The 14,775-nt window shown below is 49.1% G+C and carries 11 protein-coding genes; 8 read left to right on the forward strand and 3 right to left on the reverse strand.

The window, feature by feature from the left end:
• The first annotated feature begins 99 nt into the window (after positions 1 to 99).
• Positions 100 to 1,002, forward strand: a complete 903-nt coding sequence (locus ABD931_RS15000) for a hypothetical protein (protein ID WP_345268479.1) — start codon at positions 100 to 102, stop codon at positions 1,000 to 1,002.
• A gap of 76 nt (positions 1,003 to 1,078) precedes the next feature.
• Here the strand turns inward: ABD931_RS15000 and ABD931_RS15005 are convergent, their stop codons facing one another.
• Complete coding sequence (locus ABD931_RS15005; RefSeq protein ID WP_345268481.1) at positions 1,079 to 1,282, reverse strand: hypothetical protein; 204 nt, start codon at positions 1,280 to 1,282, stop codon at positions 1,079 to 1,081.
• Positions 1,283 to 1,425: 143 nt separating this feature from the next.
• On the reverse strand, positions 1,426 to 2,550 hold the full coding sequence (gene moeB, locus ABD931_RS15010; RefSeq protein WP_345268483.1) for a molybdopterin-synthase adenylyltransferase MoeB: 1,125 nt from the start codon (positions 2,548 to 2,550) through the stop codon (positions 1,426 to 1,428).
• Between the two features lie 263 nt (positions 2,551 to 2,813).
• Between moeB and ABD931_RS15015 the strand changes: the two genes are divergently transcribed.
• On the forward strand, positions 2,814 to 3,353 hold the full coding sequence (locus tag ABD931_RS15015; protein ID WP_345268485.1) for a DinB family protein: 540 nt from the start codon (positions 2,814 to 2,816) through the stop codon (positions 3,351 to 3,353).
• A 71-nt stretch (positions 3,354 to 3,424) separates the two neighbouring features.
• On the opposite strand, the gene aspS is transcribed toward ABD931_RS15015, so the two are convergent.
• Positions 3,425 to 5,206, reverse strand: coding sequence for an aspartate--tRNA ligase (aspS, locus tag ABD931_RS15020; protein ID WP_345268487.1), 1,782 nt, complete (start codon positions 5,204 to 5,206; stop codon positions 3,425 to 3,427).
• Positions 5,207 to 5,681: 475 nt separating this feature from the next.
• On the opposite strand from aspS, the gene ABD931_RS15025 reads away from it, so the two are divergent.
• From ABD931_RS15025 to ABD931_RS15050, 6 genes are all read left to right on the forward strand, one after another.
• Complete coding sequence (locus ABD931_RS15025) at positions 5,682 to 8,843, forward strand: helicase-related protein (protein WP_345268489.1); 3,162 nt, start codon at positions 5,682 to 5,684, stop codon at positions 8,841 to 8,843.
• A gap of 22 nt (positions 8,844 to 8,865) precedes the next feature.
• The gene (locus ABD931_RS15030; RefSeq protein WP_345268491.1) at positions 8,866 to 12,174 is read left to right on the forward strand and encodes an Eco57I restriction-modification methylase domain-containing protein; all 3,309 of its coding nucleotides are present in this window, start codon (positions 8,866 to 8,868) and stop codon (positions 12,172 to 12,174) included.
• 53 nt (positions 12,175 to 12,227) lie between these two features.
• A complete protein-coding gene (locus ABD931_RS15035) occupies positions 12,228 to 13,196 on the forward strand; it encodes a restriction endonuclease (RefSeq protein WP_345268493.1) in 969 nt (322 codons plus the stop codon).
• A gap of 80 nt (positions 13,197 to 13,276) precedes the next feature.
• Positions 13,277 to 13,729 carry a hypothetical protein gene (locus tag ABD931_RS15040; RefSeq protein ID WP_345268495.1) on the forward strand — a complete coding sequence of 151 codons (453 nt, stop codon included), beginning with the start codon at positions 13,277 to 13,279 and terminating at the stop codon, positions 13,727 to 13,729.
• On the forward strand, positions 13,710 to 14,144 hold the full coding sequence (locus ABD931_RS15045) for a hypothetical protein (RefSeq protein WP_345268497.1): 435 nt from the start codon (positions 13,710 to 13,712) through the stop codon (positions 14,142 to 14,144). Before ABD931_RS15040 ends, ABD931_RS15045 begins: the two co-directional genes overlap by 20 nt.
• Before the next feature lie 12 nt (positions 14,145 to 14,156).
• Positions 14,157 to 14,591, forward strand: a complete 435-nt coding sequence (locus ABD931_RS15050) for a protein-export chaperone SecB (RefSeq protein WP_345268499.1) — start codon at positions 14,157 to 14,159, stop codon at positions 14,589 to 14,591.
• The last annotated feature ends 184 nt before the right edge of the window (positions 14,592 to 14,775 follow it).

A 14,775-nucleotide genomic window follows, 5' to 3' on the forward strand; every position in this document is an offset into this window, starting at 1 on the left:
TTCCTTGTCAAAACCTGCTTTACCTTTGCATTATTCAAAGGACGCAGGCTGTTTATCTGCACCTGACGCCTTTGGAAGAACACACTATCCACACAACACATGTTTCGTTCAACATCACTCGTAAAGCCCGCGATGGGAGTTATCGTGGCTTTATTTCTGCTCAGTTCCTGCAAACCGGAGGGCGAACCGGTACCCGTTAAGCAGCCGGATGTTACCAAACCGGACCCAATCAGTAAGCCGGATAGCAATACCGGCAATCAGCAAACCGATCCAACGAAAGACCCGGAGTATCCGGCCGGCACGGTGCTGAAGCTGAAAAAGCTGTCGTACAGCGCCAATGATTATCACGAAGTAGCCTACAATGCCGATGGCGCAATAAGCCGTTACCACAACCAGTATCTGTACAACCCGGCCGACGGTTACATCCAGAAATTTACGTCCGACTTCCAGTACGATGCCAACAAGCGGCTGGTACGGCTGAACCGGAACCACGGTTCGTATGTAAAGTATTTCTACGAAGGTGATAAAGTGGTGAAAACCGAAGAGTACAATAGCTATAATGAGCTGATTGGTTCGCACACCTACCAGTACGCCGTAGACCGGCTGACGGCTTCGTACGATGTCACCATCAACGTGTCGCAGAATAGGCGCTTTGAAAGCAAAACCACGTTCGAGTACGACACGAAGGGTAACCTGACCAACCGGAGCCTGTTCAACCGCAACCTCGAAACGGGCGAGTACAAACTGGATTTCAGCATTCTGTACAGCAACTACGATGATAAAAAGTTCGTAGAAAACCTGACCGAGGTTAACCCGTATCTGCCTGGTGTAGTCTTCAAGGTAAATAACCCCGGTCTGAAAGTGTTGAAGAACCGCGACGGCTATGAACTGACTGGCCGCGAGCAGTACTCGTACACCTACAACGCCGACGGCTATCCGCTCACCCGACGCACAACCGGCGCAGGCGGTACCATGAACGCTACGTATTCGTATCAAAAATAACAACCGGAACTCTCGTAAAAACGAAACGCCCTCAGTGTTACACTGAGGGCATTTGCTATAGTAGAGGTTTTATTACTTACTCCGTTTTATCCGGCTGATACCCGCTGCTCCTTTTCTCCTGATACAGCCGGGCGGCTTCGGCAATGGCCCGCATAACGGCTCCGTCTTCGTCGTCATAAGCCGCACTGGTGGCGGTATGATTGGCAGGTGCCGGCCTTACCTTATCCGGGGGCGTATCGGCCCGCTGAACCAGATTGATAATTTGTGTGATTGACATCATATTTCTCTATAACGTTGAATTGCCGCACTTGTTCAACTATAAAGGGAGGTTAATCTACCGTTACTTTTCCGGAAAACAAAGCAGGTAAGACCGGAAATGAGGAAATGGTTCATCACGATACTGTGCCCGCCAACCACCTGCTGTCAATAGACAGCCATATCGGGTTCAATCTCCCGCGCCCAGGCATTGATGCCACCGTCCAGATTGTACAGATTGGTGAACTCACCCTGGGTAAACAGATAGCTGGCAACGTTGGCACTGCGCATACCGTGGTGACAGTACACCACCACCGGCCGGTCGGTTGGAATGCGCTTGATGTTGTGGGGAATAATGCTGATGGGAATCAGAACGGCCCCATCCAGGTGGCACATTTCGTATTCGAGACGCTCGCGAACGTCCAGCAAAAAGATGTCTTCGCCCTTGGCCAGCCGGTCGGCGAGCTCGTGAACCGACATTTTTTGTGGACCCGTCACCGTTGTCGTGGACCGCATACCGGCAGCTATGCCCTGATGCGCCAGTTCATCGGCATCGGGCCGGCGCTTCACTTTTATTTTGTGCGAGGTCATGGCCAGCAGATCCACCGTCAGCAATTGTTCGCAGAGCGGCTTGCCAATGCCGGTGATGAGCTTGATAACCTCATTAGCCTGATACGTACCAATTACCCCCGGCAACACACCCAGCACCCCGGTTTCGGCACAGTTCGGTATCTCCATCTCATTGGGGTATTCGGGAAACAGACAGCGATAGGTAGGCCCCCGGCGATCGTCGCCCAGGTCGGCGTTCAGCACGGCTACCTGCCCTTCAAACCGGTGGATGGCCCCGTACACAAAGGGTTTGTTCATAACCACGCAAATGTCATTGACCAGATAGCGAACTTTAAAGTTATCGGTGCAGTCGACCACAATATCGTAGTTCTGTACGATAGACCGGGCGTTGCTGTGATCCAGTGCCAGGGTATGGGTATCAAACGAGATTTCCGGGTTCAGCTTCTTCAGGTGCCCAACCGCCATTTTAGCTTTAGGCTGCCCTACTTCGTCTGTTGTATACACCACCTGCCGCTGGAGATTGCTGATGTCTACCGTATCGGGGTCGACAACGCCGATGGTACCCACGCCGGCGGCTGCCAGATACAACAATACCGGACAGCCCAGGCCACCCGCGCCAACGACAAGAACGCTGGCATTTTTAAGCTTAAGCTGACCCTCGGCACCTAATTCAGGCAGGTTCAGGTGTTTCTGATAACGCTGTTGTTCAGACGGAAGAAGCATGTTCTGGGAGCAGATTTAGACGTAAATACGTTTATCTTACTCGTTTTAGTTTATGACCTACGTAATTTACCATTAAATATACTCAGAATGGTGTCACGTTCTGCCACTTATTTATTTACCGTTATACCAGATTTCGTAAGATGAAGCAACGGTCGGAATACAAGCCGGAAACGGAGCCGATAAAACATTCCTCAGGGAATAGCTTCTTTTTTCGGGGGAGAATATCTTACTTTGACGTTCAACCTGTTAACTATACAGATCGAATGAAACGCCAATTTTTACCTGCCCTGACCGGCCTGCTTACGCTGGTGCTGCTCACGCTAACCAGTTTTACGCCCCTTGGCTCCGTCAGCCAGATGGTTGCCGACTGGCAGCGGGCCAAAGAATTTACGAAGGAGTACCTGGATACCATGCCCGAAGACGGTGTCAATTACAAGCCTAATGCGGAGATCCGGACGTTTGCCGAGCAGATGCTGCACCTGGCCAACGGTAACTTCAACTTTGTGGCGGCCGCTAGCGGAAAAGCCAATCCGTACCAGGGCAAAAACCTGGAGAAGATGGACGACATGAAAACCAAAGCTGCTTTGTCGAAAGTGGTGCTGGAAAGCTACGACTTTGCCATCGACGCGCTGAAAGGGATGAACGATACTCAGATGGGCGAAACCGTAAAGGTTTTCAACCGCGACATGCCCCGCGAACTGGCCTTTGCCAAAGCTTTTGAGCACCAGACGCACCACCGGGGGCAAACCACCATTTACATCCGGATGAAAGGCATCAAACCACCGAACGAGAAGCTTTTCTAACGATGAATGATGAATGATAAACGATGAATGAGCTTCGCAGTGATTCCATCCATCGTTTATCATTCATCGTTCTACTTCTTCACCACCCCGATACTCAATTCATCCAACTGCTTCTGGGAGATCGGCGAGGGGGAGTCGATCATGACGTCGCGCCCGGAGTTGTTTTTGGGGAAAGCGATGAAGTCGCGGATGGAATCGGCCCCGCCGAAGAGCGAGCACAGCCGGTCGAAACCGAAAGCAATGCCGCCGTGTGGCGGAGCACCGTATTCGAAGGCATCCATCAGAAAACCGAACTGAGCCTTGGCTTCTTCGTCGGAGAAGCCAAGCAGACTGAACATTTTGGCCTGCAGGTCGCGGTTAAAAATCCGGATGGAGCCCCCGCCTACCTCGGTGCCGTTGATAACCATATCGTAGGCGTTGGCCCGGATAGCCCCAAGTTTAATGTTGTCGTTACTGTCAAGCAGCGGAATGTCTTCGGGCTTGGGCGATGTGAACGGATGGTGCATGGCAAACCACCGGCCTTCCTCTTCGCCCCACTCCAGCAGCGGGAAATCCAGCACCCAGAGTACCTTGTACTCATCCGGCTTGCGCAGGCCCAAACGGCTACCCATCTCCAGCCGCAGTTCGTTGAGCTGCTTGCGGGCTTTAGCGGCATCGCCGGAGATAATCAGCATCAGATCGCCGGGCTTCGCCTGGAAGGCTACTACCCAGTGCTTCAGGTCTTCTTCCGAATAAAATTTATCGACGGATGATTTAATAGTACCGTCCTCGTTGTAGCGAACATACACCAAGCCTTTGGCACCGATCTGTGGCCGCTTCACCCACTCGGTTAGTTCATCGATCTGCTTGCGGGTGTAGCCGGCGGCACCCGGCACATTGATACCCACTACCAGCTCGGCTGCGTCGAACACGCCGAAGTTTTTGCCGGAAGTCAGGTCGACGGTATCAAACGTACCTTTCAGCTCCACAAACTGCATCCCGAAGCGGGTATCGGGTTTATCGGAGCCGTAGAACCGCATGGCGTCGGCATAGGTCATGCGGGGCACCTCGCCCAGTTCGATGCCCTTCACCATCTTGAACAGGTGGCGGATCAGCCCTTCAAACATTTGCAGAATGTCTTCCTGCTCCACAAACGACATCTCGCAGTCGATTTGCGTAAACTCCGGCTGCCGGTCGGCCCGCAGGTCTTCGTCGCGGAAGCACTTCACAATCTGGTAGTACCGGTCAAAGCCGGATACCATCAGCAACTGCTTAAACGTCTGGGGCGACTGCGGCAGGGCGTAAAACTCGCCGGGGTTCATCCGGCTGGGTACCACAAAGTCCCGCGCCCCCTCCGGCGTCGACTTAATGAGCACCGGCGTTTCAACCTCAATAAACTCCTGGGCATCCATGTAAATACGCGTGTGCTGCGCCATGCGGTGCCGCAGTTCCAGGTTTTTGCGAACGCTGTTCCGGCGCAGGTCCAGGTAGCGGTACTTCATCCGCAGTTCGTCACCCCCGTCGGTATCATCTTCGATCAGGAAAGGCGGCAGTTTGGCGGGGTTCAGCACCGTTAGGCTTTGGGTCTGAATCTCAATATCACCGGTCGGCAGGTTAGGGTTCTTCGACTTGCGTTCAATGACCGTTCCGGTTACCTGCACCACAAACTCGCGACCCAGCGCACGGGCAGTTTCGATGACCTCAGGCGCGGTCTGGTTCTCTTCGAGCATCAATTGGGTGATGCCGTAGCGGTCGCGCAGGTCAATCCAGATCATTCCGCCTTTGTCGCGGATGCGCTGAACCCAACCGGTCAGCGACACTTCAGTACCTACATTCTCAAGGCGGAGTTCTCCGCAGGTGTGCGTTCGCAGCATATCGGTAAGCCGGCATTGCTGCCGGAAAAAGTCGTGGTGGTCCCGGCGAACTTGCCGGTTTTGGTGCCGCAAAGCTACACCAAAACCGGAAGTTCAGCAATGTAGAGCGTGGATTACGTAGGGAGATACCGTCTGTGATAAGCCAACTTCGTCTATACAGACAGCTACCCCTGTAACCTGAAAAGTATTTACAAAAGATAATATTTTGAGTTTTGTAGTACATGCTTTAGATTGTAACCACTTTTCTGTTCCACACTACAAATTACCAATGCCTACTATTTACGATAATATTGAAAATTGGTTAACCAAGGGCTTAAACGATGTACTGGACGTTTCTAAAAGGGCGGATTTCTGTGTCGGATATTTTAATCTCCGGGGTTGGAAAGAAGTCGTCGAGAAAGTAGAAAAGCTTCCTGGCGACACTGCAATAGAAAACAATAAGCCTGTTCTTCGCTATTGTCGGTTGCTGGTGGGTATGCAGAAGCTACCTATCGATGTCTTACGGGAACACTTCAACAAACACGAAGACGAGTTAGACCAGTCAGAGATTGTCAAAATTAAACGCAGCCTGGCCCGGGAGTTTAAAGACCAGTTAACTATTGGTCTGCCAACTGCCACCGACGAAAAGTATCTGCGTCTCCTCAGTCAGCAGTTGCGCGACAAAAAGGTAGTCGTCAAACTGTTTCTTAAACACCAGCTTCACGCCAAATTATATCTGGCTTTTCGCCATGATACGATCACACCCAAAATCGGCTATCTCGGCAGTAGTAATTTAACGCTGGCCGGTTTAGCTAAGCAAGGCGAACTGAATGTTGACATTACCGATCAGGATGCCTCCAAGAAACTGGAGAAGTGGTTTAACGACCGTTGGAAAGAACGCTGGTGCTTAGATATTACCGACGATTTAGCCGACATTATTGACGAGAGTTGGGCCAGTGCTAAACTCCTCCCCCCTTACTACATCTATCTGAAAATTGCTTACCACCTCTCACAGGATGCCCGCGCAGGCTTAAGTGCTTTCAGTATTCCACCCGTTTTTGAGAAAGAGCTGCTGCCCTTCCAACAGGTAGCCGTCAAAATGGCGACTAATACGCTCAAGAAGCGGGGCGGAGTTATGATTGGCGACGTAGTTGGCTTAGGGAAAACGATTACAGCCAGTGCGGTAGCCAAAATCATAGAGATGGAAGGCTACGCCAGCACCCTTATTATCTGCCCGAAAAACCTCGTGCCTATGTGGCAAAAGTACCGGGACAAGTATAGTCTGAAAGCTGAGATTTTGTCTGTCAGCAAGGTGTTAAACCAAATGCCTAAAGGACGTCATAAGCTGGTTATTATTGACGAGAGTCATAACCTGCGTAACCGTGAGGGACGGCGTTACCAGCAAATTCGTGAATACATCCGGCACAACGACAGTCAGATTTTGCTGCTTTCTGCTACCCCCTACAACAAAACATACCTCGATTTAGCCAATCAGTTTGGTCTGTTCATCAACGATGACTCCGACTTGGGTATTAGCCCAGAAAATTACATTCGGAGGCTTGGGGGGCCACAGCAGTTTGCCTTAAGTCACGCTGATATACCACTACGTAGTATTAAGGCTTTTGAGCAAAGCGATATTGCCGAAGACTGGCAGGAATTAATGCGCCTTTATACAGTCCGGCGGACCCGAAGCTTTATTAAAAATAAGTACGGCACTATTGACCCAACAAATGGCCGGTCGTACCTGACCTTCTCCGATGGCCGACGTTCGTACTTCCCGGACAGGATACCCAAAGCTGTCCAATTTCCGTTCGACCCGACAAGCGCAACAGACCAGTACGCCAGATTGTACTCAGCCGATGTGGTCAATGTTATCAATCAACTGAATTTACCCCGATACGGCTTAGATAACTATAAGGCTGCCATACTACCGTTTCCACTCAAACCAGATGAGGAACGGATTGTACGTAATCTATCCCGTGCCGGACGCCGGCTGATGGGCTTCAGTCGCACCAATTTGTTCAAACGGCTCGAAAGCAGCGGTCAGGCATTTCTGCTTTCGCTGGCCCGGCATATTCTGCGCAACGCCGTGTTTATTCACGCCATTGACAATAATCTGCCGTTGCCTATTGGTAAGTCTATAGTGAATCAGCTTGATGGCTACCTGGAGGACACAGATACGGATGATGCCGGTAACGAATATCCGGTTATTCTGTACAGAGAGGACGGCTATAAACAAAAAGCGGCAGAGGTTTATAACCTGTATGCGTCTCCCCAATTCATTAAAAAATTCAACTGGATTCGCCCCGGTGTTTTCAAATCCAATCTCAGAACCCACCTTGTTGAAGATGTCAGGGCCTTGCTGAGCATCCTAAACAGAAGCAGCGACTGGAAAGCGGAGAATGACCGTAAGCTAAACGCCCTCTGCGATTTGTGCATCAAAACACATCCCAACGAGAAAATCCTGGTTTTTACCCAATTTGCCGATACTGCTTTTTACGTAGCCGAAGAGCTAAAAAAGCGGGGTATTAAGAACCTGATGGATGTAACAGGCCAAAGCGATAACCCTACCGAACTGGCTCACCGTTTCAGCCCGCAGAGCAATGAGCGACCTGAGATTACCTGTACCAGCCACGAATTACGCATCCTGATTTCCAGTGATGTACTGAGTGAAGGGCAGAACCTTCAGGATGCCCATATCGTAGTTAATTTCGACCTGCCGTGGGCCATTATCCGGCTTATTCAACGGGCAGGCCGGGTAGACCGAATTGGTCAGAAGGCAGAGCAAATCCTGTGCTACTCGTTTCTGCCCGAAGACGGTATCGAACAAATTATTAACCTTCGGGGGCGGCTGCGGCAGCGCATTCAGGAGAACGCTGAGGTGGTCGGTTCCGATGAGGTGTTCTTCGACGGTGACCCGGTTGCGCTGCATGACCTCTATGCCGAACGGGCCGGTGTACTCGACGATAACGAAGACGATACCGAGATTGACCTGGCCTCGTATGCCTACCAGATTTGGAGAGATGCGCTTGAGGTTAACCCTAAGCTGAACCAGATTATTCCGGACCTGCCCAACGTGGTGCATTCTACCAAGCTTTTAAATAGTAACAGAATGGACCAAACCCGCTCCGGAGCCATTGTTTACACCCGCACCGCGCAGGAAAATGATGTGCTGACGTATATTGACCAGGAGGGTAACGTTCTCACTCAGTCGCAACACCGCATTTTGAGGCTGGCAGAGTGTGAACCAAACACCCCCGCTTTGCCCCGGCCCGACAATCACTACGAATTGGTTGAACGTAGTCTCGAACAGGCCCAGGCCGCTGATGCCAGCACGGCCGGTACACTTGGCAAGAAAACGGGGGTTCGGTACCGGACCTATATGCAGCTCGACCGCTACTGCCAGGAGTACGCAGGTACGCTGTTTATCAACGATGCCTTAAAACGGGCCGTTGACGATATTTACCAGTACCCACTTACCGAGTTTGCGCGGGAAACCATAAACCGGCAGCTTCGTAACGGCATCAGCGATATGGATTTGGTCAATCTGGTCGTGTCGCTCCGCGAAGAAGCGAAATTATGCCTGACGGACGACGATGGCCCCGTCCGGAAAGACCCTTATATTGTTTGCTCAATGGGCCTTACTCAACCTTCTTAATACCCGAATCCTAACCTTCCTTATGTCAATTACTAAACAGGAGTTTACCCAATATATTCAGGCGTTTCGGTTCAAAGAGCTGTTTATCGATATAGGCTGGAACCGCGACCGTACTAACCCTTCGTCTGTCGTCATCGGCAAAGAAACCTTTGTGATTACGCCCATTACCGAGAAACAGGGCTTTAAAATTCTGCTTTGCTCACCACAGGCCGATGGCCGTATTCCTGATTATGCTACCCGCAAGCAGATTCATACGCGAGTGGTTAAGCTTTATCAGGAGCATTTTATTATTTATACCGACGCTCGCCAGCATGAGCAGCTCTGGCAGGTACCGGTGCGCCGGGCCGGGCAGCCGCTCCGGCTGGTCGAAACACGCTGGAACAAAAACCAGGCTCCCGAACTGCTCTACCAGCGGGCGGCCGGCCTGTTTATCTCCCTCGATGAAGAAGGAAACATTACCATTGTCGACATCCGCCAGCGGGTGGCGGCTAACTTTGAACAGAATGCCGAGAAGGTTACCAAGAAGTTCTACGAAGGATTTAAACGCGAACACACCGCTTTCCTGAAATTTATAGAAGGCATTGAAGACCAGGTAAACCGGGAGTGGTATGCTTCGCTTATGCTCAACCGGCTGATGTTCTGTTATTTCATCCAGAAGAAAGGCTTTCTGGATAGTGACCTCAACTACCTCAGCAGCCGCCTGAAACGCTGCCAGGAAAAGCGCGGTAAAAATAAATTTTATACCTTCTACCGGGATTTTCTGCTGGTGCTGTTTCATCACGGACTCGGTGCGCCTGACCGTACTCCGGAATTATTCGAGGAAGTTGGTCTCGTTCCGTACCTGAATGGCGGCTTCTTCGATAAACACGAATTAGAAGAAGCTTACCCCACTATTCAGATTGACGATAAAGCGTTTGAAGGCCTATTCAGTTTCTTTGACCAATGGAACTGGCACCTCGATGACCGGCATACGGCCGATGGAAAACAAATAAACCCCGATGTAATCGGCTACATCTTTGAGCGGTACATCAACGACCGCGCCGGAATGGGTGCCTATTACACCAAAGAAGACATTACCGACTACATCGGTAAAAATTGCATTATCCCGTATCTGTTTGATGAAACTCAGCGCCGGTACGCCAATTCCTTTACCGATGCGTTTGCCGAGCTTCGCCTATCAGGTGATACGTATATCTACGAAGCGGTTAAACATGGGGTTGAGCATAACTTACCGGCAAACATAGAACAGGGGCTGAACCCCAACCAGCCTGACCTGCTGGAGAAACGCCGGGAGTGGAATAAGCCGGCTCCGGCTGAGGTGGCACTGCCGACTGAAATCTGGCGCGAGGTCATTGAACGGCGTAAGCGCTACGCCGAGGTGTCGGCTCGTATTGCCAACGGCGATGTTAATTCCATCAATGACTTCATTACGTATAACCTGAACATCCGGCAGTTTGCGCAAGATGTGCTCGAAAACACGGCCGACCCTAAGCTGATTCTTCATTTTTACCGGGCGCTGGAATCCGTAACCGTACTGGACCCTACCTGCGGCTCGGGAGCGTTTCTGTTTGCGGCCCTTAACATTCTGGAGCCGCTCTACGAAACCTGTCTGATGCGAATGCAGACGTTTGTGGAGGAGGAAGACCGCCTGAATGCCGCCGACCGCCAAACGTTCCGCAACAGCTTCGATGAGTTCCGAAAAATATTGAGCTACGTGCGCAATCCGCAGCATCCTAACCTGCGGTATTTTATTTACAAAAGCATTATCCTGCAAAATCTCTACGGGGTAGACATTATGCGGGAGGCCACCGAAATTGCCAAACTCCGGCTGTTTTTGAAACTGGTAGCTACCGTAGAGCCCGACTACGAAGCAGATAACCTTGGCCTCGAACCGCTACCCGACGTTGATTTTAACATCCGCACTGGAAACACCCTTATCGGTTTTGCCACTGAAAGTGAGCTGGACCGTGGCTTGCAGTACACCATTGATGGAGTCATAGCCAAGCCAGGCATTGAGGAGAAAATGGAACTGGTCTCTATGGCTTTTGACCGCTATAAAGACATTCAGCTAACCCACGGCCAGGACGATTATGAAGACCTGCGCTACGCGAAGCACGACCTGCGTGACCGGCTGAGAGAATTGAACGAATCGTTGAATCAATTGCTGCATAAGCAGTATGCCAGTATAAAGTTTACGGAATGGTGTGCCAGCCATAAACCCTTTCACTGGCTTGCTGAGTTTTACGAGATTGTAAAAAGCCGTGGAGGGTTTGATGTAATTATTGGAAATCCACCCTATGTGGAATACAAAGACATCAAATTGTACAAGCTGTTAAATTATCAGACTATTGAATGCGGAAATCTTTACGCCTTTTGCAGTGAACGTTCATTAGCGATATTGAAAATAGGTGGTAAAAAAGGATTTATCATACCTGTAGCTTCAGTCTGTACAGAACGTTATGAATCGTTGCAATCCCTCTGGACAAACAAAGGCGAGTTAATAATAAGCTGTTTTAACGACCGGCCAGGTAAGTTATTTGAGGGTTTGGAACACATACGTCTCACTATTGTTCTTGTGCAGAAAACAGGCAAAAAGCAGCAGACTGCTTATTCAACTAACTACTTGAAGTGGCATACCGAAGTAAGACAAAACTTGTTTCCGCTCATATCGTACGAACAAGTATCTGGGTTAAGTAGAGGAGGCATGATTCCCAAGATGGGCACATTGACTGCTGTTCGTATCTATACAAAAGTCCTCAGTAACAAGCCGAAGCTAGCAAATTATATAAGTGTCTCGGGTAGCCATAAAATATATTACACCCGCAAACTTAGTGGCTTTGTACAGATTTTGGATTTCATTCCAGAGATATATGACGGCACTGGGCAACTTAGAGAACCATCCGAACTAAAAGCTATTTGCTTAAATACCGCACAACAGAAAGCAGTTTTTTTATGCCTACTTAATTCATCACTGTTCTATTGGCTATTAACTGTATGGTCAGATTGTCGGAACTTGAATCATCGAGAAGTTCAAGGTATCAATTTTGATTTTGATAGGATAAAGCAATCCCTGACAAAAAAATTTGAAGAACTGTCAACAGACTTGATGGCGAACATTAGACAAAACTCTAAAATGCAGGCTATGTCTTACCGTAACATTGGTACGCTAAATATTCAATGCATTTACCCTAAATACTCCAAAACCATAATTGACGAGATTGACAAAGTACTGGCAGAACATTACGGCTTCACGCCGGAAGAGATGGATTTTATTATCAACTACGACATAAAGTACCGCATGGGTAGAGATGCCGAAGGTGACGAAGAGTAGCCTAACCACATCCATAATCTAACTAACGGCTTATCTCCGCTATACTCCCAAATATGCCTAAAATTTACTGTCTCCGCGCCAATAGCGGCCAATACACTAATCACTTTATCAATGGAGGGTATGCCGCTATCGGTTGGCTTACCACAGACCTGTCTGCCATCACCAGCCGCGAAGAGTTGTACCCTCTCTACCGGAAGGAAAACCCAGAAGACATCAGCAACCTGGTTGTGGGCCAGCAGGTCGGCCAGATTGCCCGCTTTCTATTCGACATACAACCTGGTGACTACATTATCACCCCGGCAGCCAACAGCGAGCTGCTGCACTACGGAACCATTGAGCCAAAGCCGTATTATCTGGGAGATGCAAGCGATGGCTGCCCCTTTGTGCAGCGCAAGAAAGTTCAGTGGGCACCGCAACCCATCCGGCGCAGCACGTTATCGGTTCCGCTGCAAAGCACCCTAAAGTCATCGTTGGCGGTATTTGAAGTAAGTCAGGCTACTGAGTTCTTTGAGGCAATAAACAAACCCCAGTTGGCCCCTCCGGCCGCTGTGGCCCAGACCCAAAGCCACGACGAAGCCATTCTAAAGCGGCTGGTAGAACTTGACTTTACCGAGTTCGAGTTATTGGTAACCGAACTACTTACCGCCATTGGCTTTGAGGCCCAGCACACGGGTAAGCCCCACGACGGTGGTGTTGACATCCGGGGAGAGCTTAATATTGCCAATTTAGCCAAGATTACGCTAGTTGTGCAGGTAAAGCGCCACCAAAATCTTGAGGACCGCATCAAAGCAAATGTTCTGAAAGCACTCAGGGCAAGTATCCCCACTGGGGCGCAGGGAGCTTTCGTAACCACCTGCAACTTCCACCCTGCGGCATTAGAAGCAGCTACAGAACCCGGTTTCCCGCGCATTGGTACCGTCAACGGCCGCCAACTGGTCGATTTGCTGATTGAGCACTGGGCCTCCCTACCGCAGGAGCTAAAAGACAAACTTCAACTGAAACCAAGCCTGGTGCTGGCTTGATGCTTACGCTATTCCAAATTCTACCATATAGGAACTGGTTCATAGATATTTAGAATAGTTGTAGTACATTCGTGACCTTTATGAGCATTTTACGCGCCAAATCAGACGAAAACATCCGGGCCGCCAGCGAGTTAATCAATCAACACAAATGTTACGCTGCAAGTGTTCACTGCGCTTACTATGCTTGTTTTCAACTGGTTATCTTCTTGTTAAAAGAAAAATTTGGCATAAATGACACTCGCAAATGGCGTGCTTTGGGTAGTACTAAAGGTAGCCATGAAGAAACAACTAACCAATTTGTTGAAAAACTTAGAGAGCTTGATCAGAAACAAAAGCCAAGCACAAAATTTGCTGGCAGACTAAACCGGCATATGGAGACCTTACGGAACCTACGTCACAAAGCTGACTATCAAGAAGAAGAGATAGACGAATGGACCAGCAAATTCGTTTATGATGAAGCTCTCAAGGCACGAAATTTGCTCACAGAAGTATATAACTTAACACCAACCAACTATGGAAGCAGCAAAAAGTAAAATAATTAACCTTTTACAAAACCTGGCCTCCAGATTTCCACATATGTCCTTCATATATGGTTATGATGCGTTGGTCGATCAGCATATCGTAGAGGTTGCTCCTGCTGAATTATATGAATCAGATGAGTATTTGGAAGCAGAAGGTGATACAGTAGTTGAATTTATTAAGGAGTTCCCAGGTGAAGGTCTTTTATTTACGTGTAATAATCCTTATATCCGGACACCAACTCCCATTTTCACAGCGGTAGCAGAAACCCACGAGTTGAGTACCCCTACAATGGGTGCGGGCGATATTTATGCGTGTTTGGAGCAAAGCCAATTAGTAAGTTACGGTTTAAAAGGCTTACAAACTGTATCTAACAAAAGTAAGGATCAACTTGAGGCAGGTGACTACAAGTATGCCATGGCAGCCTAATAGTGTAAAAAAATGAGCCCTACAAAATTTAGCTTAGAAAGCATCACTACTTTAGAGAGTCATTTTAGGCGTGATGAAGTTCTGCCAGAAGCTTACGATGAAAATGGCGCTGAAGTTGACATAAAACTGTCTACCTCTCGCGATAATGATTTGTGTAAAGTCTATCTAAATACAATATTCAAGCAATCAGTTGAAAGTTCAGCCTTTATAGAAGGTAAAGTATACTTAGTGGGTGATTTTCGGGTTACCGGCGAGATTGACGAAACAATTATTCGTGACTTTTGTGATATAAATGCACCAGCTATATTATTCCCTTTTGTGAGAGAGGCCTTTGCCTCAGCCTCAGTCAAAGCAGGCTTAAGACCCGTTTTGCTACAACCAGTTAACTTTGTTGCAATGGCTAAACAGTCTCGAAAAGAAGAGCAGGCAGCCACTCAACCGGAATGATGAAATTTCTCCCTAAAAGCTTCTAGTCGTCCGGAAGCTTTTCTGTTTTAATCAGTTCTTCTCTGATTCGTTAGCCAATTGGGAACGCGAAGGTGCTATTTTCAAATTCAATGATAAGTATCGTCTCCCAACTTGGCAATACAAACTTAATATCCTTGCCCAAAACCGCTTTTCTATGCTCCCA

Origin of the sequence: Nibrella viscosa (assembly GCF_039541875.1) — a bacterium.
Taxonomy (GTDB): domain Bacteria; phylum Bacteroidota; class Bacteroidia; order Cytophagales; family Spirosomataceae; genus Nibrella; species Nibrella viscosa.

Excerpts from the sequence above, each read along its gene's own strand:
- ABD931_RS15030 (WP_345268491.1), top strand. The coding sequence starts at position 8,866 with ATGTCAATTACTAAACAGGAGTTTACCCAATATATTCAGGCGTTTCGG.
- ABD931_RS15005 (WP_345268481.1), bottom strand. The coding sequence starts at position 1,282 with ATGATGTCAATCACACAAATTATCAATCTGGTTCAGCGGGCCGATACG.
- ABD931_RS15045 (WP_345268497.1), top strand. The coding sequence starts at position 13,710 with ATGGAAGCAGCAAAAAGTAAAATAATTAACCTTTTACAAAACCTGGCC.
- ABD931_RS15040 (WP_345268495.1), top strand. The coding sequence starts at position 13,277 with ATGAGCATTTTACGCGCCAAATCAGACGAAAACATCCGGGCCGCCAGC.
- ABD931_RS15000 (WP_345268479.1), top strand. The coding sequence starts at position 100 with ATGTTTCGTTCAACATCACTCGTAAAGCCCGCGATGGGAGTTATCGTG.
- ABD931_RS15015 (WP_345268485.1), top strand. The coding sequence starts at position 2,814 with ATGAAACGCCAATTTTTACCTGCCCTGACCGGCCTGCTTACGCTGGTG.
- ABD931_RS15035 (WP_345268493.1), top strand. The coding sequence starts at position 12,228 with ATGCCTAAAATTTACTGTCTCCGCGCCAATAGCGGCCAATACACTAAT.
- ABD931_RS15050 (WP_345268499.1), top strand. The coding sequence starts at position 14,157 with ATGAGCCCTACAAAATTTAGCTTAGAAAGCATCACTACTTTAGAGAGT.
- moeB (WP_345268483.1), bottom strand. The coding sequence starts at position 2,550 with ATGCTTCTTCCGTCTGAACAACAGCGTTATCAGAAACACCTGAACCTG.
- aspS (WP_345268487.1), bottom strand. The coding sequence starts at position 5,206 with ATGCTGCGAACGCACACCTGCGGAGAACTCCGCCTTGAGAATGTAGGT.
- ABD931_RS15025 (WP_345268489.1), top strand. The coding sequence starts at position 5,682 with ATGCAGAAGCTACCTATCGATGTCTTACGGGAACACTTCAACAAACAC.